The following is a 20,378-nucleotide window of genomic DNA, read 5'->3' on the forward strand; positions in this document are numbered from 1 at the left end:
GGGATGCCCGGAACAGGAGACCCTATGACGACCCTGGCTGCCGGCAACGGCGGAATTCCAATCGTTTTCTCCCGACCGCAATCGGCGCGCGCCTGTCGGCGCGTCGGCTGAGCCCGCACGCTTTCATTCATTCGGGAGAAACCCATGACCATTCTGCCTGCGGCCGTGCGCGCCGCATCCCTCGTTTCCGCGCTGGCCGGTGCCGCCGTGTTTGCCCTGTCAGCGGGCGCCGCGCAGGCGGCCGCGACGCAGTATCCGCTGACGCTGGAAAATTGCGGCCGCAAGGTCACCTTCGAGAAGGCGCCGGAACGGGCTGTCTCGCTCGGCCAGAGCTCGACCGAAATCCTGTATCTCCTCGGCGTTGGCGAGCGCATGGTCGGCACGGCGGTCTGGATCGGCCCGGTGCTGTCGGGTTACGAGGATGCCAACGCCAAGGTCGAGCGCCTTGCCGACAACGATCCGAGCTTCGAGAGCGTCGTCGCCAAGAAGCCCGACCTTGTGACGGCGCAGTTCCAGTGGCATGTCGGTCCGGAGGGCATCGTCGCGACGCCAGAGCAGTTCGATGAACTGAAGATCCCGGTCTACACCTCGCCGGCCGATTGCATCGGTAAGGACAATTCCGGTGGCGGCGACGGGGTGCGCAAGACGGTCTTCACGATGGAGCTGATCTACAAGGAAATCAGCGAATTGGCGCAGATCTTTGATGTGCAGGATCAGGGCGAGAAAGTCATCGCCGACCTCAAGGCGCGCGAAGACGCGGCGCGCAAGAAGATCGCTTCGGCGGATGGCAAGCTTTCCGCCGTCTTCTGGTTCTCCAGCGCCGAACTCGACATCGACCCCTATGTCGCCGGGCGCAACGGCGCGCCGGGCTACATCATGTCGGCGCTCGGCATCCGCAATGTCATTGAGAGCGACGAGGAATGGCCGACGGTCGGCTGGGAAACCGTTGCCAAGGCCGATCCGAGCATCATCGTCGCCGGCAAGATGGAGCGCCGCCGCTTCCCTGCCGATGACGTCGCGGTCAAGCACACGTTCCTCAAGGAAGATCCCGTCGCCAGCCTGATGCCGGCCGTGAAGAACGGCCATGTCGTCGATATGGACGCCCAGGCGATGAACCCGACGATCCGCACGATCGAGGGCATCGAGGTGCTTGCCGACGCCATCGAGAAGGCTGGCCTCGCGAAGTGACGGCTGATCGCCCCATCCTGCTGCGCACGGGTGTCGCTCTTGCGGCGCTCGTGCTGCTTGTCGCCGCGCTCGGGGTGGGCGCGGCGGTGGGCGAGACCGCTATTCCGCTCGACGTCGTGGCAAAGACCGTGGCGAACCGCCTCTGGCAGGCGGGGCACGCCATCGAGCCGATAGACGAGGGCATCGTCTGGAACTACCGGCTGAGCCGCGCCGTGGTTGCGGCCTGCTGCGGATCGGCGCTCGCGATCTGCGGGGTGATCCTGCAGTCGCTGCTGCGCAACGCGCTGGCCGATCCCTACATTCTCGGCATTTCCGCCGGTGCCTCCACGGGCGCTGTCGCGGTGGCGATCCTCGGCATCGGCGCCGGTATCCTGACGCTGCCGATCGGTGCCTTTATCGGGGCGCTCGTCGCCTTCGGTCTCGTCAGCGCGCTGGCGGTTCGCGCAGGCCGCGGTACGGGGGCGATCATCCTTGCAGGGGTCGCCGGTTCGCAGCTCTTCAATGCGCTGACCTCCTTCATCGTCACCAAGGCGGCCAATGCGGAACAGGCACGCGGCATCATGTTCTGGCTGCTCGGCAATCTCTCGGGCGTGCGCTGGCCGGATGTCTGGCTGGCGCTGCCGGTTGCGCTTCTCGGGCTTGTCGTGTGCCTCTGGCATGCGCGCGCGCTCGATGCCTTCACCTTCGGCACGGAATCGGCGGCCTCGCTCGGCATTCCGGTGCGCCGGGTCTATGTCGTGCTGATCGCCGTCTCGGCACTGATGACCGCCGTCATGGTCTCCATCGTCGGGTCGATCGGTTTCGTCGGCCTCGTCATTCCCCATGCCGCGCGCATGGTCGTCGGTGTCCGCCACGGTTTGCTGCTGCCGGCCTCGGCGCTGATCGGCGCGATCTTCATGATTGCCGCGGACGTGCTGTCGCGGATCATCATTCCCGGCCAGGTGCTGCCCATCGGTGTCATCACCGCGCTGTTCGGCGCGCCGGCCTTCGCGCTCATCCTCAGCCAAAGGAGATCGGCCCTGTGACCCTTTCGGCAAAAGGTCTTTGCTGGTCGGCCGGCGGCGCGACCATCCTGACCGACGTCTCGCTCGACGTGCGTCCCGGCGAATTTCTCGGCATCATCGGACCCAATGGTTCGGGCAAGACCAGCCTGATGGCGTTGATGGCGGGCATCCGCAAGCCGCAGGCGGGTCTGGTAACGCTTGAGGGCTCGCCGCTTTCGGCCCACGGCCGGCAAGCCATAGCCCGCCGCATCGCCTTCGTCGAGCAGCAGGCGGAGACGACCGAGCGTATCACTGCGCGCCAGGCGGTCGAACTCGGCCGCACGCCGCATCTCGGCGCGCTGACGCCCTGGTCGCGGGCGGATGATGCCATCGTCGACAGGGCGCTGGAGGAGGTCGACATGGCGCACTTTGCCGGCCGGCTGTGGCACACGCTTTCCGGCGGCGAGCGGCAGCGGCTGCACATCGCCCGCGCGCTCGCCCAGCAGGCGCCGATCCTCCTGCTCGACGAGCCGACCAACCATCTCGACATCGGCCACCAGATCGGCCTGCTCCAGCTGGTGCGCGAACAGGACCTGACCGTCGTTGCGGCATTGCACGACCTCAATCACGCGGCCATGTTCTGCGACCGCATCGCCGTCATGCAGGGCGGCCGCATCGTCGTGCTCGGTACACCTGCAAAGGTGCTGGAGCCGCAGCGCCTGCACGATGTCTTCGGCGTCACCGTGGATGTCGAGCGCGACAGCGCCGGCGGCTGCTTCATTCGCTATCGCCGGCCAGAGCCCCGGCCTGCCAAACTCAAGCTCGTTGCAAAGGCAAGATGAAAACCCGTTTCCTCCTGGCTGCGGCCATCGCCGTACTTCTCCACGCCGCCCCCGTCGCCGCTGAAACCTTCCGGGTTGAGATGCGCAATCGCGGCGAAAAGGGCTCCATGGTTTTCGAACCGGATTTCCTGGCAATCAAGCCGGGGGACAGCGTCAAGTTCATCGCCACCCACAAGAGCCACAACGCCGCCAGCATCGACGGCATGGTTCCGCAGGGATATGCCGGCTTCAAGGGCAAGATCAACGAGGAGATCGAGGTCACCTTTGATGCCCCCGGTTTCTACGGCATCAAATGCTCGCCGCATTTCGGCATGGGCATGGTCATGCTGGTGAAGGTTGGCGAGGCGGAACTGACGGAGGCGATCCGCACGGTTGAAGTGCCAGCCCGCGCCCGGCCGCGCTTCGACGACATCTTTGCCCGTATCGATGCGGGCGAGGGGCAGTGATGCACGGCACACGCGGCAACAGTCATCTCAAGGAAGACATTCGCGACTACTGGTCGCGCCGCTCCGAGACCTTCGATCTCGCCTTCGGCCACCGCATTCCCGAAGGACCGGAGTTCGAGGCCTGGGCGGCGGCGATCCGCGAAAATCTCGGTCCGGAGCCACGCCGCGTATTGGAGCTTGCTTGCGGTACAGGTGAGGTGACACGTCTGCTGCTTTCCCTCGGCCATGAGGTGACGGCGCTCGACTTTTCCGAGGCGATGCTGAAGGTCGCACGGAAGAAACATGCCGGTGCCAAGGGCGTGCGTTTCCTGCTCGCGGATGCGGAAAACCCGATGGAGTCGGACGAGAGCTATGACGCGATCGTCTGCCGCCATCTGGTCTGGACGCTGACGACGCCGGTCGAGGCTTTTTCCGAATGGCACCGCATGTTGAGGCCGGGCGGCATCCTTCTGTTCTTCGACGGCGACTGGGCAGCACCGACCCGGCTCGGCAGGCTGGCGGGCCGGGCCATCGCCCTGCTCGACAAGGTCATCGGCGCCGATCCGCACTATGACGGCGCGATGAGCGCGCGCCATGTCGATATCATGGGCCGGCTGCCCTTTGGCGACGGGCTTACCGTTGAACGCGTCCAGCCGCTTCTGGCGGCGGTGGGGTTCCGCGATATCAAGATCGGCTCACATGGCCCGATCGCGAGGGCGCAGCGGCGCACGGCGGATCTGCGCAACAGGCTGCGCACACTGCTTTACCGCCGTTTCATTCTCTGCTGCCGGAAGTAACTCCGTCGGTTTCCGGCTCCACGGTCAGCTTGACGCGGTCGGCGGCAAAACGCGTGCGGGAGAACTGGACCGGAACGCCGTCAAGATCGGTGTTGACGGCCGTCGCCACAAGAATGATCGCCCCCGGTGAGAGCTTCAGGTGGCGGATGTCGTCGCCTTCGGCATGGATGGCGGATATTTCGGTCGAGCGGCGCACATAGTCGGACACACCTAGCTCCTGGAACGCAGCGGTGATGGAGCGTGTCCTTTCGTAGACGGTGTCGATCCCGCTGAAACGGTCCGCGGGGAAATAATGCGTGCCGCAGGAGATGGGCCGCCTGTCGGCGCTGTTCACGGTTTCGAGCCGCACGCAGGGCGCGCCGGCTGCAAGGCCGAGCGCCACGGCAACGGCGGCGGTCGCTGGCTCCGTCGCCGCCGCCAGTAACTGGCCTTCCAGATTGCGCGTCTGATTTCCGAGACCCTGCGAAAATCGGGTACGGCGGGAGATCGGGAAGCGCAGCCGGTCGCGCCGCTCGATGCGCGTGCCGATGCCCTGGATGGGGCGCACGATGCCTTCCTCTGCCAGTGCCGCCATGGCGCTGCGCACCGTGTGGCGGTTCACGCCGAAGCGGGCGGCGAGCGTGATTTCCGGCGGCATCATGCCGGTTTCGTCGAAATCGCCATTGTTGATCGCAAGGCGCATGCGGTCGGCGATTTGCCGCCAGAGCGCCACGCCCGATTGTCGTTCCACCATTTTCGCCCCCGCGAAACCCTCTGTCACACCCTTGTCATCCCGGCCCTTTAAGACGAGACTTAGATGTTCAGTTGTCTAGATTAATAGACATTTGGAGGGAAGGCAATGACATCAGTTCAGAAATCTGCCGCAAGCGCGGGGGACGGCCGGCAGAGGGCCATGGGTCTCTTGGCGAAGGCGAGCCGGGCCGAGTTGCAGGCGGCTTTTGACGCGCTGGCGGAACAGCCCGCCGTTCAACCGGTGCGCGGGCCGGAAACGGGCCTCGTCATGATCCGTGGCCGCATCGGCGGCGGCGGTGCGCCGTTCAATCTCGGCGAGGCGACGGTGAGCCGCGCCAGCATCCGCCTTCAGGACGGCACGGTCGGCCACGGCCAGGCGCTCGGCACGGACGGCGCCAAGGCGCGGCTTGCGGCGATCTTCGATGCGCTCTTCCAGCAGCCGGCCCACCAGGCCGAGGTGGCGGCGCTGCTCGAAACCATCGCCGCGCGCATTGCCGGCGAGGACGCCGAAAAGGCGCGCCAGACGGCCGCCACGCGCGTCGATTTCTTCACCATGGTTCGCGGAGAGGACTGATGACATTGGATACGCTCGCTTTTGCCGGCGGTTTTGAGGAGCCGGTGTTCGAGGCCCAGGCCGTTTTCCGCACGCTGATGGACTGCATGGCTCGCCCGGGCACGATCGGCGATGTCGCGGCCTCGGTCCTGCCGCCCGCGCCGCTGAATGCGACGGCCGGCGCGGTCGCGCTGACGCTGTGCGACCATGACACCGCTGTCTGGCTGACCCCGGCGCTCGCCAATTCCGCGCTGCTCGGCTGGCTCGCCTTCAATGCCGGCGCGACCGTCACCGAGGAGCGCCAGGACGCCCGCTTCGCCTTCATCGAGAAAGGCGCGATGCTGCCGAACCTCTGCCTCTTCGCGCAGGGCACGCAGGAATACCCCGATCGTTCGACGACGCTGGTCGTCGAGATCGACGCCTTCGAGGGCGGCCGGCCGTTGACGCTGAAGGGGCCTGGCATCCGCACGGAAGAAGAGATCGCCCCCGTCGGTCTGCCGGACATGTTCCCGCATTTCTGGTCGGAAAACCGCCAAAAGTTTCCGCGCGGGGTCGACCTGATCCTCATTGCCGGCACGAAAATCCTCTGCCTGCCGCGCACCACCGTCGTCAGCGTGAAGGAGGCATAAGACCATGTATGTTGCCGTCAAGGGTGGCGAAGCCGCCATCTCCAACGCCCACCGCCTTCTTGCCGACCGCCGCCGTGGCGACCGTTCGCTGCCGGCCATCGGCATCGAGCAGATCGTCGCCCAGCTCGGCCTCGCCGTCGACCGCGTGATGGCGGAAGCCTCGCTCTACGACCGCGCGCTTGCGGCGCTTGCCGTCCGGCAGGCCCGGGGCGACATGATCGAGGCGATCTTCATCCTGCGCGCCTACCGCACGACTTTGCCGCGCTTCGGCTATTCGAAGCCGGTCGAGACGGGCGACATGTGCGTCGAGCGCCGCGTCTCGGCGACCTACAAGGACCTGCCGGGCGGCCAGCTTCTCGGGCCGACCTTCGACTATACGCACCGCCTGCTCGACCCGTCGCTGCTGAACGACGAAGCGGTGGATGTGCCGCTGGAGCGCGAGGAGGCCGGCGAGCCGGTCATGCGCGTTTCCGACATTCTCGCCGGCGAGGGCCTTGTCGAGGATGACGGCAGCCTGCCGGACGGTCATGTCGCTGGCGACCTGACGCGCGAGCCGCTGGAATTCCCGATGGCGCGGGACCTGCGATTGCAGGCGCTCGCCCGCGGCGACGAGGGCTTTTTGCTGGCGCTCGGCTATTCCACGCAGCGCGGCTATGCCCGCACCCATCCCTTTGTCGGCGAGGTGCGCATCGGCGAGGTCGAGGTGGAGCTGGACATGCCTGAACTCGGCTTTGCCGTCTCGCTCGGCCGCATCCAGGTGACGGAGTGCCAGATGATCGCCCAGTTCAAGGGATCGGCGAAGAACCCGCCGCAGTTCACCCGCGGCTATGGCCTCGTCTTCGGCCAGAGCGAGCGCAAGGCTATGGCCATGTCGCTGGTCGACCGGGCGCTGCGCGCGGAGGAATTCGGCGAGGACATCGTCGCGCCGGCGCAGGACGAGGAATTCGTCATCTCCCATTCCGACAACGTGCAGGCGACCGGCTTCGTCGAGCACCTGAAACTCCCGCATTACGTGGATTTCCAGGCCGAACTCGATCTCGTTCGCCGCATGCGGCGCGAATACGAGACCGCGCAAAACATCGATCTTCCGGAGGCCGCAGAATGAGCACGGCAGACCTCGCAACCTACAATTTCGCCTATCTCGACGAACAGACCAAACGCATGATCCGCCGCGCGATCCTGAAGGCGATCGCCATTCCCGGCTACCAGGTGCCCTTCGCCTCGCGCGAAATGCCGATGCCCTACGGCTGGGGCACCGGCGGCGTGCAGGTGACGGCGGCGATCCTCGGGCCGAAGGACGTGCTGAAAGTCATCGACCAGGGAGCGGATGACACCACCAACGCCGTCTCCATCCGCGCCTTCTTCCAGAAGGTCGCCAATGTGGCGGTCACGACCAAGACGCGCGAAGCGACGATCATCCAGACGCGCCATCGCATTCCCGAGGAGAAGCTGACGGCCGGCCAGACGCTGGTCTACCAGGTGCCGATCCCGGAGCCCCTGCGTTTCCTCGAGCCGCGCGAGACCGAGACGCGGAAAATGCATGCGCTGGAAGAATACGGCCTGATGCATGTCAAACTCTACGAGGACATCGCCCGCAACGGCCATATCGCCACGACCTATGCCTATCCGGTCAAGGTCGAGGGCCGCTACGTGATGGATCCGTCGCCGACCCCGAAATTCGACAATCCGAAGATGCACATGTCGGAGGCGCTCCAGCTTTTTGGCGCGGGCCGCGAAAAGCGCATCTACGCCGTGCCGCCCTATACCGAAGTCGTCAGCCTCGATTTCGAGGACCATCCCTTCGAGATCCAGACCTTCGACAAGCCCTGCGCGCTGTGTGGCGCGGAGAACGTCTATCTTGACGAGGTGGTGCTCGATGACCGGGGCGGGCGGATGTTCGTCTGCTCGGACACCGACCATTGCGAAGAACGCTGCGCAGGCGGCCATCGCGGCCATCTGGCTTACAACAAGGAGGCTGCCGAATGACCGACACGCCGCTTCTCAAAGTCCGCGACATCTCGAAATTCTACGGCGCGCGCATCGGCTGCCAGAATGTCTCCTTCGATCTCTGGCCGGGTGAAGTCCTGGCAATCGTCGGCGAATCCGGCTCCGGCAAGACGACGTTGCTCAACTGCCTCGCCACCCGTCTGATGCCAACATCGGGCGCCGTCGAATACCGCATGCGCGACGGCCAGATGCGTGACCTCTCCCGCATGAGCGAGGCGGAACGCCGCTTCCTGATGCGTACGGACTGGGGTTTCGTGCACCAGAACCCGGCCGATGGCCTGCGCATGGCTGTGTCGGCCGGCGCCAATGTCGGCGAGCGGCTGATGGCCGTCGGCGAACGCCACTACGGCAATATCCGCGAGACGGCGGGCACCTGGCTCGGCCGCGTCGAGATCAGCGTCGACCGTATCGACGACCAGCCGCGCGCCTTCTCCGGCGGCATGCGCCAGCGCCTGCAGATCGCCCGCAACCTCGTCACCTCGCCGCGCCTCATCTTCATGGACGAACCGACCGGCGGTCTCGACGTCTCGGTGCAGGCGCGGTTGCTCGATCTCCTGCGCGGCCTCGTGCAGGACCTCGGCCTCTCGGCGATCATCGTCACGCACGACCTCGCCGTCGCGCGCCTCCTCTCGCACCGCATGATGGTGATGAAGGATGGCGTCGTCATCGAACAGGGGCTGACCGACCGCGTGCTCGACGATCCGCGCGAAGCCTATACGCAGCTCCTCGTCTCCTCGATCCTTCAGGTGTAACCATGGCCACACCCCTCGTTGTTTCCGAAGTCGCGAAGAGCTTTACCATGCATCTTCGCGACGGCATTCGTCTGCCCGTGATGTCAAATGTCGCCTTCTCGGTGAAGGCGGGTGAATGCGTCGTATTGGGCGGCCCGTCCGGCATCGGCAAGAGTTCGCTCCTGAAGATGGTCTACGGCAACTATGCCGTCGACAGCGGCCAGATCCTGATCGAGCACGGCGGCCGCCTGCTCGACCTGGCGATCGCCGATCCGCGCACCATTCTTTCGGTGCGCCGCGCCACGCTCGGCTATGTCAGCCAGTTTCTGCGCACCGTGCCGCGCGTTGCGGCCGTCGATGTCGTCGCCGAGCCGCTCACCGCCCGCGGCGTCAATGCCGCCGAGGCGAAGGCGACGGCCGAAGCCATGCTGGCGCGGCTCAACCTGCCGCGCGAACTCTGGCAACTGCCGCCCGCCACCTTTTCCGGTGGCGAACAGCAGCGCGTCAACATCGCGCGCGGCTTCATTACCGATCACCGCATCCTGCTGCTCGACGAGCCGACCGCATCGCTCGATGCGAAGAACCGCGCCGTGGTCGTCGAGATGATCGCTGAGAAGAAGGCGGCCGGTGTCGCGCTCCTCGGTATCTTCCACGACGAAGACGTGCGCGAAAAGGTCGCCGACCGCATCGTCGACGTCTCCGCCTTCTCGCCACGAAAGGCCGCCGCATGACCCGCCTGTCCGAAACGCCGCTGATCCATCCGACTGCAGTCGTGTCCGACACGGTGCTCGGCCGCTACACGGAGATCGACGAGAACTGCCGCGTCAGCGAAGTCGAGATCGGCGATTATTCCTACATCATGAACGGCGGCTCCGTCTGGTGTGCGACGATCGGCAAGTTCGCCAACATCGCCGCCTCAGTGCGCATCAATGCGACGAACCACCCGATGTGGCGGGCGACGCTGCATCATTTCACCTACCGCGCCAACGATTACTGGCCGGATGCCGACCACGAAGCCGACTTCTTCGAATGGCGGCGCGGGCACCGCGTCGTCATCGGCCATGACGTCTGGATCGGTCACGGATCGACCATCCTGCCGGGTGTCACAGTCGGCAACGGTGCTGTCATAGGCTCGGGCGCGGTCGTCACAAAAGACGTCGAACCCTATACGGTCGTCGGCGGCGTCGCGGCGAAGGTCATCCGCGAACGTTTCCCCCGAAGCATTGCCGAACACATGGAAAAACTTGCCTGGTGGGACTGGGATCATGCCCGGCTGCGCACCGCTCTCGACGACTTTCGCAAACTTGACGCAGAAGCCTTTCTTGCCCGTCACGGCGGGTGAGAAAGCGCTTTCCGATGCCGGAAATTCAGGCCTGTGGACTGTTATTTTTCCGACATGAAACTGACATTGCCCCTTCATCAACAGCGTTTAGAGCCAGTCCCGAAAGCGACAGGGCCCGGCCTTTGGCCCAGCCTTGATCCGACACAGGACAAAAAGGGATCCACCATGTTTCGACTGAAGAATGTCACCCGCCGCTTTGGCGTGCGCGTAGCGGTCGACGATGTGACCTTCGACATTCCGCAGGGCCAGATGGTCGGCGTCATCGGCCGCTCCGGCGCCGGCAAGTCGACCATGCTGCGCATGATCAACCGCCTTGCCGATCCGAGCGAGGGCACGATCCATTTCAACGATGTGGAAGTCTCCGCGCTGCGCGGCGCGAGCTTGCGCAACTGGCAGCGCGACTGCGCGATGATTTTTCAGCAGTTCAATCTCGTGCCGCGTCTTGACGTGCTCACCAACGTGCTGCTCGGTCGCCTCAACCACCGCCCGACGGTCATGAGCGCCCTCAATCTCTTCACCCGTGAGGAGCGCATCATGGCGATCGCAGCGCTCGAGCGCCTCGGCATCGAACAGACGGCGCTTCAGCCGACCGGCACACTCTCGGGCGGCCAGCAGCAGCGTGTGGCGATCGCAAGGGCGCTGATGCAGAACCCCAAGATGCTGCTCGCGGACGAACCGATCGCCTCGCTCGATCCGCTGAACGCAAAAATCGTCATGGATGCACTGCGCGACATCAACGAGCGCGAAGGCATCACCGTCATCACCAACCTGCACACGCTGGATACGGCGCGCGCCTATTGCGAACGCATCATCGGCATGTCCGGCGGTCGCGTCGTCTTCGATGGCCCGGCCCGTGAGCTTGATGCAGATGCGGTGCGCACGATCTACGGCACCGGCGCCGACGGCGCGGAAATCGACGAAAGCATGACCTCGACGGCGATCCGCAATCCGGCCCGCCAGGACAATGCAAAGGAATCCGCCAGCCCGACACCGCTGGCACTGGCCGGCCTTTAAGCCGACTGGGATCGAAGGGCCCGCGTGAAGGGCCATCATTTTTAAAGAGCCCCGGCGAAGCCGGTCAAACAGGAGAAAGACCATGCTGAAGAAAGCTCTTCTCGGCGCCGTCGCGCTCATCGCGCTCGCCGGCCACGTACAGGCTGAAGACCTCAAGGAATTCCGCGTCGGCATCATCGGCGGCGAGAACGAAGCCGACCGCCTGCGCAACTACCAGTGCCTCGGCGACCAGCTGAAGGCCGAACTCGGCTTCGAAAAGGTCTCGTTCTTCCCGGCTGCCGACTATGACGGTGTCATCCAGGGCCTGCTCGGCGGCACGCTCGACTATGCCGAACTCGGCGCTTCCGGCTTTGCCAAGATCTACCTTGCCAAGGCCGACGCCGTCGAGCCGATCCTGACGACCGTCCAGACCGACGGCTCGACCGGCTACCACTCGATCATGGTTGCCCGTAAGGACAGCGGCATCACAAAGCTCGAAGACCTGAAGGGCAAGAAGCTCGGTTTCGCCGATCCGGACTCGACCTCCGGCTACCTCGTGCCGCTCGTCACGCTGCCGGAAGCCATCGGCGGACCGGTCAAGGAGTTTTTTGGTGAGACCGGCTTCGGCGGTGGTCACGAAAACCTCGTCCTCGAAGTCGTGAAGGGCACCTTCGATGCCGGCACCACCTTCGGTTCGGGCGTTGGCGAGTGGAAGGACGGCTACACGTCCGGCAACCTGCACAAGATGGTCGAGAAGGGCATTCTCGACATGAACGACCTCGTCGAACTCTGGAAATCGCCGCTGATCCCGAACGGCCCGATCGTCGTTCGCTCTTCCATGGACGGCGACATGAAGGCGAAGTTCAAGCAGTTCATGCTCGACCTGCCGAAGAAGGACGCGGCCTGCTTCGCCGCCGTCATGGGCGGTGACTTCACCTCCTTCACGGAAGTCAATGTCGACTTCTACAAGCCGATCATCGACGCCCGCAAGGCGACGATCGGCGGTTGATAGCCTCGATGTTTCCGGCGCCGGCTGGACAACCGGCCGGCGCTTTTTTGCTGATGCCATTACCCCACTCTCGACGCCATCCTCGGGCTTGACCCGAGGATCCATGCGGCACCTGCGGCCGTGGATGCTCGGGTCAAGCCCGAGGATGACGGAGGGGAGGTTCGCGGCACGTCATCAGCAGCCGGAATTGTGCACAGGGAACCGCAAGGCGGACTGACCATGGCCATGAACACGCTTCACGACGGCTTCAGCGAAAAGGGTGCGCTCATCGAGCGGCACTGGCAGGAGCTGAACGCCCGCCGCCGGCTCTATACCTGGCTCGGCCTTGCCATCCTCGTCACGGCGCTCACCGGCTCGCTCTGGTTCGCCAACGAGACGAATGCCGGAAAATTCTTCGATAGGCTGCCGTATTTCTTTGACTTCGTCGGCGATATGGTGCCGCGCGATGGCCTCGAGGTCTTTCGCGCGCTGTTCGACCTGCCGTCGCCCTACGATGACGGCAGTTTCAAGTACAACTATCCCGAAGGGCGGCTCTACATCACCGAGAGCCTCTATGTGTCGGAATATTTCCACAAGATGCTGGAGACGCTGAACATCGCGATCTTCTCCACCGTGATCGGCATGACCTTCGGCTTCCTGCTCTGCTTTCTGGCGGCAAAGAACCTTGTCGCCAACCGCCTGCTGCGCGGCTTCGTGCGCCGCTTCATGGAAATCCTGCGCGCCTTTCCGGAGGTCGTTCTCGCCGGCTTCTTCCTCGCCATCCTCTCGCTCGGCCCGCTGCCTGCCGTCATTGCCGTGTCGATCCACACGGTCGGGGCGCTTGGAAAACTCTTCTTTGAAGTGGTCGAGAATGCGGACATGAAGGCGGAGGAGGGGCTTCGCGCGGTCGGCGCAAGCTGGGTGGAGCGCGTCTGGTTCGGCATCGTGCCGCAGGTGCTTCCGAATTTCATGAGCTATTTCCTGCTGCGTTTGGAGATCAATGTGCGCGCCTCCACCATCATCGGTGCCGTCGGCGGCGGCGGCATCGGCGAATTGCTGCGCCTGTCCATCGGTCAGGGACATCAGGCCAAGACACTTGCCATCGTGCTGCTGCTGCTCATCACAATCATTGCCGTCGATCAGTTCTCCGCCTGGCTGCGCCGCAAGCTCGTCGGCGACCAGGCCTTCCGGCTGGCTCAATAGGAGAGTGCCATGACGACCCTCAATCCCACACAGATGGATGAGATCGCGGCACGTCATCCCGCCGTCTTCCACCGCTCGTTCTGGCAGCGTTTTCGCGTCGCCATCATCGCCGGCGGCTTCGTGCTCTATGCGCTTTATTGCTGGTGGTTCTTTGCCATCGGCCATGTGCTCGGCACCGCCAACTGGAACATCGCCGGCACTTATCTCGCAGACTGGGTCTCCTACGAGGTGCGCCCTGAAGTGACCATCGACGCCGATGGCGCGATGAAGCTCACCTATCCACGTTTCTCGCCGCTCGGCCCGAATGCCGAGCCTGACTGGGTCGAGATCGAACGCGGCACGATGATCCGCACCACGCCCGCCGCAGGCGGCGCGACGACGACGGAAAAGAAACCCGCCTCGATGGGCTTCATGGGAAGCGGCGGCGCTGTCGGTGGTTCTGCTGCGGCCGCGGAAGCTCTGGCGACCGCGACGACCCGCGAAGAGGAGGTCGTCAAGCGCGCGAAAATCACGCTGAATTCCTCGACGAGCGTCGAAGTTGTTCCTGATCGCGTGACCGTACAGCATTCCGGCGAGACGATGGTCGTCGACCTCTCGGGCGAGGGCGCCAAGGTCGAGGGTGGGCTGCCGGCCTGGGCGACCCAGAAGGCGCCGGGCGAAAAGATCACGCTCGCCTTCGGCGTTACCGGCTGGGGCGAGATCGAGGCTGATGATATCTCGATCCGCAAGCGCTTCTTCGGCTGGGCCAATTTCCTGTTCGACACCAACTCGCCGTTCCACGGCAGGTCGACCTCCGAGGTTTTCTCGCTGCTGACGTCAGGCGATCGCATCGACCCGAAGCAGTCGAACCTCTCGCTCGCCTGGAACAACATTCTCTACAATGCGGAATGGCAGCACCTCGATGTCTGGACGAAGCTGCTCCAGACCATCGTCATGGCTTTTGTCGGCACGCTCTTCGCCATGCTGCTCGCCTTTCCGCTCGCTTTCCTTGCCGCACGCAACATCACGCGCAGCTGGATTTCCAACCAGGTGACGAAACGCCTCTTCGACTTCCTGCGTTCGGTCGACATGCTTATCTGGGCGCTGTTCTTCACCCGTGCCTTCGGTCCGGGACCGCTTGCCGGCATGTCGGCGATCTTCTTCACGGATACGGGCACGCTCGGAAAACTCTACTCCGAGGCGCTGGAGAACATCGACGACAAGCAGCGCGAGGGCGTCAAATCCGTCGGCGCGGCGCCGGTCGCCGTGCAACGCTATGGCGTGCTGCCGCAGGTCATGCCGCTCTTTGCATCACAGGCGCTTTACTTCTGGGAATCCAACACCCGTTCTGCCACGATCATCGGCGCCGTCGGCGCTGGCGGTATCGGCCTCAAGCTCTGGGAAGCGATGCGCACGAATTCCGATTGGGAGAACGTCGCCTATATGGTGCTGCTCATCCTGATCGTCGTTTTCGTCTTTGACGGCATTTCGAATGCGCTGCGGTCGCGCCTGATGGGCAAGCCGGCGCATTGAGCGTGGAAGACCCGGTGTGGCGGCATGATGCTGCCACACGAATCCCTTCAAGTTCCGACGCCGCCGGTCCGGCGGCGTTGAATGACTGACACAGGAATGAGCCATTGCGTTACGCCCTCTATTTCACCCCGTCCGCAAGCGACCCGCTGACCCTCGCCGCCCAGCGCTGGCTGGGGCGCAATGCGTTTACGGGTGCCGCGCTGGAGCAGCCGGTCGTGAACGGGCTCGACGCGGCTGCGCAGGCCGGCCTGACCGCCGATCCGCGCCGTTATGGTTTCCATGCCACCTTGAAGGCACCGTTCGTGCTTGCCGAAGGTCGCAGCGAGGCGGAGCTTCTGGCTGAAATCGGCCGTTTTGCTGCGGAGGTGGAGCCTTTCGAGATTCCGCAGGCCATCGTGGGTCGTCTCGGTTCCTTCTTCGCGCTGGTGCCTGGCGATCATTGCGAACCGCTTCAGGCCTTTGCCGGCGAGGTGGTGCGCCGCTTCGAACGGTTTCGTGCGCCGCTCACCTCCGCCGACATCGCCCGCCGAAAGCCGGACGAACTTACCGCCGAAGAGCGCCAGAATCTCGTACAATGGGGCTATCCCTATGTCTTCGAAACGTTCCGCTTTCACATGACGCTGACGGGGCGTGTTCCCGTGGAGCGCCGCGCCGCCGTCGAGGCTGCGCTGCTGACGCATTTCTCCGATTTCCATGAACGCCCGCTGGCGATCGAGGGCCTTGCGCTCTTCAGGGAGCCTTCGCGCGGCGCCGATTTCACCGTTCATTCGCTCTTCCCGCTTGCCGCGGGAGCCAACAGAAAGACTGCCTGACATGACCCGCGAAACCGTTCTTTCCAATGCCCGTATCGTGCTTGAGGACCGGATCCTCGATGGCACGCTGGTGCTCCGCGATGGCCTGATCGCGGAAATTTCCGAAGGTGCCTCCACCGTCGGGGAGGACATGGAAGGCGACTTCCTGCTGCCCGGTCTCGTCGAGCTGCACACCGACCATCTCGAAGCTCATTATTCGCCGCGCCCCGGCGTGCGCTGGGGCCTGACGGCGGCGATCCAGGCGCATGACGCCCAGGTCGTCACCTCGGGCATCACCACCGTCTTCGACTGCCTGCGCATGGGTTCGGACGAGGACGGCGGCTTCGAAAAGGGCGAGATGCGTTCCATGGCGAATGCCATTGCCGAGGCGCAGGACGAGGATCGCCTGCGCGCCCAGCACCTCATCCACCTGCGCTGCGAAGTCTCGACCGACAACGTGCTCGACCACTATGAGGAGTTCGAGGACGATCCGCTCGTCCGCCTTGTCTCGCTGATGGACCACGCGCCCGGCCAGCGCCAGTTCCAGACGATGGAACAGTACATCCTCTACTACAAGAAGAAGCGCGGCCTGACGGACGCCGAGTTCGACGCTTTCTGCAAGCGCCAGCAGGAGCTGTCCGCCCGCTATGCCAAGCCGCACCGCGACGCCATTGCCGCCTCCTGCGCCGCCCGTGACATTTCCGTCGCCAGCCACGACGACGCGACCCTCGAACATGTCGAGGAGGCGGTCGGCTATGGTATTCGCCTTGCCGAGTTCCCGACCAGCTTCGATGCCGCCAAGGCTTCGCACGGTGCCGGTATGAGCGTTCTGATGGGCGCGCCGAACATCGTCCGCGGCAAGTCGCATTCCGGCAATATCGCTGCCCGGGACCTTGCCACGATGGGCGTGCTCGACGTGCTCTCCTCCGACTACGTGCCCTTCAGCCTGATGCATGCGCCTTTCATTCTGGCTGACGAGGTCGAGGGTATCGATCTGCCGAGGGCGATCGCCATGGTCTCCACCACGCCGGCCCGCACCGTCGGCCTCGATGATCGCGGCGCCATCGCAAGGGGCCTGCGTGCCGACCTCGTGCGCGTGCGCCGGCCCTCCGGTGTTCCGGTCGTGCGCTCGGTCTGGCGGCAGGGCAGGCGGGTCGCTTGACTATGGAGGCCGAAATCGTCTCGGCCCGGCCGCTGCCCGTTGCGGCCGGCACGATGGTCGTCGTTGTCGGCCCCAGCGGCGCGGGCAAGGACAGTGTCATGTCCTATGCCGCGCGGCATTTTGCTGGTGAACCGCGTCTCGGCTTTGTGCGCCGCGTCATCACACGCCCGCAGGATGCCGGCGGGGAGGCGCATGAGGCGGTCGATGCGGTGGGTTTTGCGGCCCGGGACGCGGCCGGAGATTTTGCGGTCTCCTGGGATGCGCACGGCCTTTCCTATGGTATTCCGCGGGAAACCTTTGGCCAGCTTGCGAGCGGCATGACGCTGATCGCCAATGGCAGCCGTTCGGCACTGCCTGCCTTCGCTGAGGTCTACGGGCGACTGAAGGTCGTGCTGATTACCGCGCGTGCGGATATTCTTGCCGCGCGCCTCGCCACCCGCGGCCGGGAAAGCGCTGAGGCCATCGCCCGGCGGCTCGACCGCGTGGTGCCCGAGATCGTCGTTGCCGCCGATACGGTGATCATCGACAACAGCGGTGCCTTGGAGGACGCGGGGGATACCCTCGTACGGCTGCTCACCTCCGCCCTGGCGCGAAGTGATTAGAGTTTGCCAGGGAAAAGTGGAATCCGGTTTTCCCGAAAAGACAAACGAAAACAAAGAACGCTGGATCAGCCCGTCTTCAGCGATTTGTAGGCGGCAAGCGCCCGTTCGCGGGCGCGGCCATGATCGACGATGGGCTTCGGATAGGTCTCGCCGAGATCGATGCCGGCCGCTTTCAGCGCGGCCTCGGGCGCGGCAAAGGGCTTGTGGATCCAGGCTGCGTCCAGGGTCTCCAGTTCCGGCACGAAACGGCGCACGTATGTGCCGTCGGGATCGAATTTTTCGCCCTGCAGGATGGGGTTGAAGATGCGGAAGAAGGGCGAAGCATCGGCGCCAGAGCCGGCCACCCATTGCCAGTTCGCCGCATTCGACGCCGCGTCGGCATCGACAAGCGTGTCGCGGAACCATTTTTCGCCGCGTCGCCAGTCGATCATCAGGTGCTTGATCAGGAAGGAGGCGGTGATCATGCGCACGCGATTGTGCATCCAGCCGTGCCGCCAGAGTTGGCGCATGCCGGCATCGACGATCGGATAACCCGTGAGGCCGCGTGTCCAGAGCATGAAGGCCTCTTCGCGTTCCTGCCAGGGGAAGGCGTCGAACTTATCGTTCCAGTTCTTTTCCGGGAGTGCGGGGAAGTGGAAGTGCAGGTGGTAGCAGAACTCCCGCCAGGCCAGTTCCTTGCGGAAGTGGACGAGATCGCCCGTCGGTGCGTCGAGGCCGCGGGTTGCGTGCCAGATGCGGGCCGGGGAGATCTCGCCGAGCGCCAGATAGGGCGAGAGCATGGAGGTGGCGTCGAGCGCAGGGCGGTCGCGGTCGGCGCCATAGCCATCGATCGCACCGTCCACGAAAGTTTCGAGGTGCGCGCGCGCGGCTGCTTCGCCGGGTGTCCAGATTTCCCGGAACGGTGTGGCCCAATCGGGTTTTTCCGGTGTGAGATGCCAATCGTCCAGACGCTCTGATGCGACGGCTTCGGGAAGAGCGATCAAGCCGGCCGGAGGCTCGATCGGTTCATGCGGTTCGCCGGACCTCTCCAGAGCCTTCCAGAAGGGTGTGTAGACCCGGAAAGGCTTCTTTTCTCCGGTCAGGAGGCGGGTCGGATCGTGCAGAAGCTGGCCGGCGAAACTCGTGGCCGTAAGGCCGCGCGCCTTCAACGCGGCCTTGATCGCGCGGTCGATCGTCATGCCCGGCGGATCGTGTCGGCGATTCCATTGGATCGTGTCGGCGCCGGTCTCGGCAATCAACGTATCGAGGACCACGTCGGCCGGTCCGCTGCGCAGGGTGAGCGGCGCACCAAGATCGGCCAGCCTGCCGGCAAGTGCGGCGAGGGAATGGCGCAGCCACCAGCGTTGGGCGGCGCCCAGTGGACCGGTTCCGACCGAGGCGGGCTCCAGGATATAGAGCGGCAGGATGGGGCGTCCGGTTTGCGCCGCGGCGGAAAGTGCCGCATTGTCGTCGATGCGCAGATCCCTGCGGAACCAGACGATGACCGGGGCTTGCTTCGTTGCCATCGGAGCCTCACGTCTTTTTTGGCAGGGGGCGTGTCAGGATGAAAAGGGCGCTTGCCGACAGCACGAGGCCCATGATGGCGGCGAGGAGAAGCGACGGCGCGGTGCGGTAGTAGAAAAAGCCGTAGCTTGCGATGATGAGACAGATGGCAATCGTCTTGGCGCGCGCCGAGATCGCTCCCTCGCGCCGCCAGTCCGCCAGCGGCGGCCCGAGGGTGCGGTGATTCAGCAGCCACTGCTCGAGACGCGGCGAGGAGCGGGAAAAACACCAGACCGCGACAAGCAGGAACGGCGTCGTCGGCAAAAGTGGCAGGAAGACGCCGACGATGCCGATCGCCGTCATCAGCATACCTGCCGCCATGTAGATCGATCGCACCGGGTATCCTCGCTTCAGTCCGCGTCGCCCGTTCACATAGAGCGTCGCGACCGCGTCTCCAAGGGCATTGATGCCGCACGAGGATGAAACGGCCGAAAGGCAGGACACTGCCTGGTCAGAAGGAAGAACGGGCCGATGCGGCGAGCGGAGAAAGAGCGCCGGCACGTCGCCGGCATTCCCTCAATCCGCCGCCGGATCTTGTCGCGATGATCAGGCTTCCGTCCCGTTCGCCGCGGCCTTGACGGATTTTGCTTTTGCGACGGCCTTGGCAGCAATCGGCTTTTCCGCCGCGGCTTCCGCCTTCTTGCGTGGCTTGGCGGCCTCGGACTTCTTCCCTTGCGCCTTCTTGGATATCTCGATCAGCGGCTTCCGTGTGCCGTCCGGCCTGGCTTCAGGGGCAAGCGCCACGCGTTCGAATTCGTCACGCTCCTGTACCGCCTGTTCCCAATGGTCGCCATCATGGCCATGCGGCCGCCCCGCTTCTTCCCAGAGCGTATAGGCCCGCTTGCTGATCCATTCCCTTCGCGCATCCGTCATCGCTAATCCCCGTTCGAGAGTGAACTGACGCCGCACCGCCGATATGTTGCCGAAAAAGGCTGACAGGATCGGGACACGGAACTCGCTGGATGGCCGGAACGACATCGTCCGGCGGGTCCAGGTACCAGGTGCACCATGCGCTCCGGGCATCGTCGCCCCACGGGAGCAGGTCTGCTTCATGCGATTCGCCCGAAAAGAATGCGCCCAAAGCGGCAGGGCATCAAGCGGACAAGGGTGCGGCAGGATGACCGTTTTCCGACGCGAAAAGGAAAAACATGCTGCCGGTTGCGGCAAATCGGCGTAATTTTGGAAAAGTTTCATGCTGGCGGGTGGACAGCGCCAATCCCGCCAACGTATTGTCCGGATGAGAGAATATTCAACGCGGGCGACGGAATCGAGAGGCAGGACGTTTGGCAGCATCAGGGCACCAGCATCGACCTTTTCGTCGGGCTTTTTGCCTCTTTTGCACTGCGCTTTCCTGTC

General features: G+C 64.5%; 23 protein-coding genes. 19 read left to right on the forward strand and 4 right to left on the reverse strand.

The annotated features are described in order from the left end of the window. Window positions 1-144 precede the first annotated feature (144 nt). The 5 genes from EXZ48_RS04945 to EXZ48_RS04965 are packed head-to-tail and all read left to right on the forward strand — an operon-like array spanning window position 145 to window position 4,235. Window positions 145-1,188, forward strand: a complete 1,044-nt coding sequence (locus EXZ48_RS04945; RefSeq protein ID WP_023516424.1) for an ABC transporter substrate-binding protein — start codon at window positions 145-147, stop codon at window positions 1,186-1,188. Next, complete coding sequence (locus tag EXZ48_RS04950; RefSeq protein WP_130514526.1) at window positions 1,185-2,213, forward strand: iron ABC transporter permease; 1,029 nt, start codon at window positions 1,185-1,187, stop codon at window positions 2,211-2,213. Before EXZ48_RS04945 ends, EXZ48_RS04950 begins: the two co-directional genes overlap by 4 nt. Next, the gene (locus tag EXZ48_RS04955; RefSeq protein ID WP_130514527.1) at window positions 2,210-3,013 is read left to right on the forward strand and encodes an ABC transporter ATP-binding protein; all 804 of its coding nucleotides are present in this window, start codon (window positions 2,210-2,212) and stop codon (window positions 3,011-3,013) included. Before EXZ48_RS04950 ends, EXZ48_RS04955 begins: the two co-directional genes overlap by 4 nt. Further along, a complete protein-coding gene (locus EXZ48_RS04960) occupies window positions 3,010-3,459 on the forward strand; it encodes a pseudoazurin (RefSeq protein WP_023516427.1) in 450 nt (149 codons plus the stop codon). Before EXZ48_RS04955 ends, EXZ48_RS04960 begins: the two co-directional genes overlap by 4 nt. Beyond that, a complete protein-coding gene (locus tag EXZ48_RS04965; protein ID WP_130514528.1) occupies window positions 3,459-4,235 on the forward strand; it encodes a class I SAM-dependent methyltransferase in 777 nt (258 codons plus the stop codon). The genes EXZ48_RS04960 and EXZ48_RS04965 overlap by 1 nt, the downstream gene beginning before the upstream one ends. On the opposite strand, the gene phnF is transcribed toward EXZ48_RS04965, so the two are convergent. Next, a complete protein-coding gene (gene phnF, locus EXZ48_RS04970; protein ID WP_130514529.1) occupies window positions 4,213-4,968 on the reverse strand; it encodes a phosphonate metabolism transcriptional regulator PhnF in 756 nt (251 codons plus the stop codon). The genes EXZ48_RS04965 and phnF overlap by 23 nt on opposite strands. Before the next feature lie 105 nt (window positions 4,969-5,073). Between phnF and phnG the strand changes: the two genes are divergently transcribed. The 14 genes from phnG (at window position 5,074) to phnN (ending at window position 17,480) form a co-directional block, all read left to right on the forward strand. Further along, window positions 5,074-5,541 carry a phosphonate C-P lyase system protein PhnG gene (gene phnG / locus EXZ48_RS04975; RefSeq protein WP_130514530.1) on the forward strand — a complete coding sequence of 156 codons (468 nt, stop codon included), beginning with the start codon at window positions 5,074-5,076 and terminating at the stop codon, window positions 5,539-5,541. Beyond that, window positions 5,541-6,149, forward strand: coding sequence for a phosphonate C-P lyase system protein PhnH (gene phnH, locus EXZ48_RS04980; RefSeq protein ID WP_130514533.1), 609 nt, complete (start codon window positions 5,541-5,543; stop codon window positions 6,147-6,149). Before phnG ends, phnH begins: the two co-directional genes overlap by 1 nt. A 4-nt stretch (window positions 6,150-6,153) precedes the next feature. Next, window positions 6,154-7,254, forward strand: coding sequence for a carbon-phosphorus lyase complex subunit PhnI (locus tag EXZ48_RS04985; protein WP_130514535.1), 1,101 nt, complete (start codon window positions 6,154-6,156; stop codon window positions 7,252-7,254). Then, window positions 7,251-8,135, forward strand: coding sequence for an alpha-D-ribose 1-methylphosphonate 5-phosphate C-P-lyase PhnJ (locus tag EXZ48_RS04990; protein WP_023514467.1), 885 nt, complete (start codon window positions 7,251-7,253; stop codon window positions 8,133-8,135). The genes EXZ48_RS04985 and EXZ48_RS04990 overlap by 4 nt, the downstream gene beginning before the upstream one ends. Further along, window positions 8,132-8,908, forward strand: coding sequence for a phosphonate C-P lyase system protein PhnK (gene phnK / locus EXZ48_RS04995; RefSeq protein ID WP_023514466.1), 777 nt, complete (start codon window positions 8,132-8,134; stop codon window positions 8,906-8,908). Before EXZ48_RS04990 ends, phnK begins: the two co-directional genes overlap by 4 nt. 2 nt (window positions 8,909-8,910) lie before the next feature. Continuing rightward, window positions 8,911-9,618, forward strand: coding sequence for a phosphonate C-P lyase system protein PhnL (gene phnL / locus EXZ48_RS05000; RefSeq protein WP_023514465.1), 708 nt, complete (start codon window positions 8,911-8,913; stop codon window positions 9,616-9,618). Further along, window positions 9,615-10,229, forward strand: coding sequence for a DapH/DapD/GlmU-related protein (locus tag EXZ48_RS05005; RefSeq protein WP_130514537.1), 615 nt, complete (start codon window positions 9,615-9,617; stop codon window positions 10,227-10,229). The genes phnL and EXZ48_RS05005 overlap by 4 nt, the downstream gene beginning before the upstream one ends. A 165-nt stretch (window positions 10,230-10,394) precedes the next feature. Next, window positions 10,395-11,243 (forward strand): phosphonate ABC transporter ATP-binding protein, encoded by an 849-nt coding sequence (gene phnC, locus EXZ48_RS05010; protein WP_130514539.1) that lies wholly within the window; start codon window positions 10,395-10,397, stop codon window positions 11,241-11,243. A gap of 82 nt (window positions 11,244-11,325) precedes the next feature. Continuing rightward, window positions 11,326-12,231, forward strand: a complete 906-nt coding sequence (gene phnD / locus EXZ48_RS05015; protein ID WP_023514462.1) for a phosphonate ABC transporter substrate-binding protein — start codon at window positions 11,326-11,328, stop codon at window positions 12,229-12,231. Window positions 12,232-12,450: 219 nt separating this feature from the next. After that, window positions 12,451-13,413 carry a phosphonate ABC transporter, permease protein PhnE gene (phnE, locus tag EXZ48_RS05020; protein WP_130514541.1) on the forward strand — a complete coding sequence of 321 codons (963 nt, stop codon included), beginning with the start codon at window positions 12,451-12,453 and terminating at the stop codon, window positions 13,411-13,413. A 9-nt stretch (window positions 13,414-13,422) separates the two neighbouring features. Beyond that, window positions 13,423-14,925, forward strand: a complete 1,503-nt coding sequence (gene phnE / locus EXZ48_RS05025; RefSeq protein WP_130514543.1) for a phosphonate ABC transporter, permease protein PhnE — start codon at window positions 13,423-13,425, stop codon at window positions 14,923-14,925. 104 nt (window positions 14,926-15,029) lie between these two features. Next, window positions 15,030-15,737: a DUF1045 domain-containing protein gene (locus EXZ48_RS05030; RefSeq protein WP_130514545.1), complete on the forward strand. Its 708-nt coding sequence runs from the start codon at window positions 15,030-15,032 to the stop codon at window positions 15,735-15,737. Between the two features lies 1 nt (window position 15,738). Further along, on the forward strand, window positions 15,739-16,878 hold the full coding sequence (locus EXZ48_RS05035) for an alpha-D-ribose 1-methylphosphonate 5-triphosphate diphosphatase (protein WP_130514547.1): 1,140 nt from the start codon (window positions 15,739-15,741) through the stop codon (window positions 16,876-16,878). Between the two features lie 2 nt (window positions 16,879-16,880). Next, window positions 16,881-17,480: a phosphonate metabolism protein/1,5-bisphosphokinase (PRPP-forming) PhnN gene (gene phnN, locus EXZ48_RS05040; RefSeq protein ID WP_130514624.1), complete on the forward strand. Its 600-nt coding sequence runs from the start codon at window positions 16,881-16,883 to the stop codon at window positions 17,478-17,480. Between the two features lie 65 nt (window positions 17,481-17,545). Here the strand turns inward: phnN and EXZ48_RS05045 are convergent, their stop codons facing one another. The 3 genes from EXZ48_RS05045 to EXZ48_RS35910 form a co-directional block, all read right to left on the reverse strand. Continuing rightward, window positions 17,546-18,985, reverse strand: a complete 1,440-nt coding sequence (locus tag EXZ48_RS05045; RefSeq protein WP_130514550.1) for a deoxyribodipyrimidine photo-lyase — start codon at window positions 18,983-18,985, stop codon at window positions 17,546-17,548. A gap of 7 nt (window positions 18,986-18,992) precedes the next feature. After that, window positions 18,993-19,358, reverse strand: a complete 366-nt coding sequence (locus EXZ48_RS05050; RefSeq protein ID WP_130514552.1) for a YbaN family protein — start codon at window positions 19,356-19,358, stop codon at window positions 18,993-18,995. Window positions 19,359-19,568: 210 nt separating this feature from the next. Next, window positions 19,569-20,216, reverse strand: a complete 648-nt coding sequence (locus EXZ48_RS35910; RefSeq protein WP_371687639.1) for a DUF2934 domain-containing protein — start codon at window positions 20,214-20,216, stop codon at window positions 19,569-19,571. Window positions 20,217-20,378 lie beyond the last annotated feature (162 nt).

This window comes from Shinella sp. JR1-6 (genome assembly GCF_004284735.1).
Taxonomy (GTDB): domain Bacteria; phylum Pseudomonadota; class Alphaproteobacteria; order Rhizobiales; family Rhizobiaceae; genus Shinella.

Bases quoted from the DNA above. Each gene is read 5' to 3' on its own strand.
- EXZ48_RS04965 (WP_130514528.1), top strand. From the start codon at position 3,459: ATGCACGGCACACGCGGCAACAGTCATCTCAAGGAAGACATTCGCGAC.
- phnC (WP_130514539.1), top strand. From the start codon at position 10,395: ATGTTTCGACTGAAGAATGTCACCCGCCGCTTTGGCGTGCGCGTAGCG.
- phnL (WP_023514465.1), top strand. From the start codon at position 8,911: ATGGCCACACCCCTCGTTGTTTCCGAAGTCGCGAAGAGCTTTACCATG.
- phnG (WP_130514530.1), top strand. From the start codon at position 5,074: ATGACATCAGTTCAGAAATCTGCCGCAAGCGCGGGGGACGGCCGGCAG.
- phnN (WP_130514624.1), top strand. From the start codon at position 16,881: ATGGAGGCCGAAATCGTCTCGGCCCGGCCGCTGCCCGTTGCGGCCGGC.
- EXZ48_RS05005 (WP_130514537.1), top strand. From the start codon at position 9,615: ATGACCCGCCTGTCCGAAACGCCGCTGATCCATCCGACTGCAGTCGTG.
- phnD (WP_023514462.1), top strand. From the start codon at position 11,326: ATGCTGAAGAAAGCTCTTCTCGGCGCCGTCGCGCTCATCGCGCTCGCC.
- EXZ48_RS04990 (WP_023514467.1), top strand. From the start codon at position 7,251: ATGAGCACGGCAGACCTCGCAACCTACAATTTCGCCTATCTCGACGAA.
- EXZ48_RS05045 (WP_130514550.1), bottom strand. From the start codon at position 18,985: ATGGCAACGAAGCAAGCCCCGGTCATCGTCTGGTTCCGCAGGGATCTG.
- EXZ48_RS04960 (WP_023516427.1), top strand. From the start codon at position 3,010: ATGAAAACCCGTTTCCTCCTGGCTGCGGCCATCGCCGTACTTCTCCAC.
- phnK (WP_023514466.1), top strand. From the start codon at position 8,132: ATGACCGACACGCCGCTTCTCAAAGTCCGCGACATCTCGAAATTCTAC.
- EXZ48_RS04985 (WP_130514535.1), top strand. From the start codon at position 6,154: ATGTATGTTGCCGTCAAGGGTGGCGAAGCCGCCATCTCCAACGCCCAC.
- phnE (WP_130514541.1), top strand. From the start codon at position 12,451: ATGGCCATGAACACGCTTCACGACGGCTTCAGCGAAAAGGGTGCGCTC.
- phnH (WP_130514533.1), top strand. From the start codon at position 5,541: ATGACATTGGATACGCTCGCTTTTGCCGGCGGTTTTGAGGAGCCGGTG.
- phnF (WP_130514529.1), bottom strand. From the start codon at position 4,968: ATGGTGGAACGACAATCGGGCGTGGCGCTCTGGCGGCAAATCGCCGAC.
- EXZ48_RS35910 (WP_371687639.1), bottom strand. From the start codon at position 20,216: ATGAAACTTTTCCAAAATTACGCCGATTTGCCGCAACCGGCAGCATGT.
- EXZ48_RS04945 (WP_023516424.1), top strand. From the start codon at position 145: ATGACCATTCTGCCTGCGGCCGTGCGCGCCGCATCCCTCGTTTCCGCG.
- phnE (WP_130514543.1), top strand. From the start codon at position 13,423: ATGACGACCCTCAATCCCACACAGATGGATGAGATCGCGGCACGTCAT.
- EXZ48_RS05035 (WP_130514547.1), top strand. From the start codon at position 15,739: ATGACCCGCGAAACCGTTCTTTCCAATGCCCGTATCGTGCTTGAGGAC.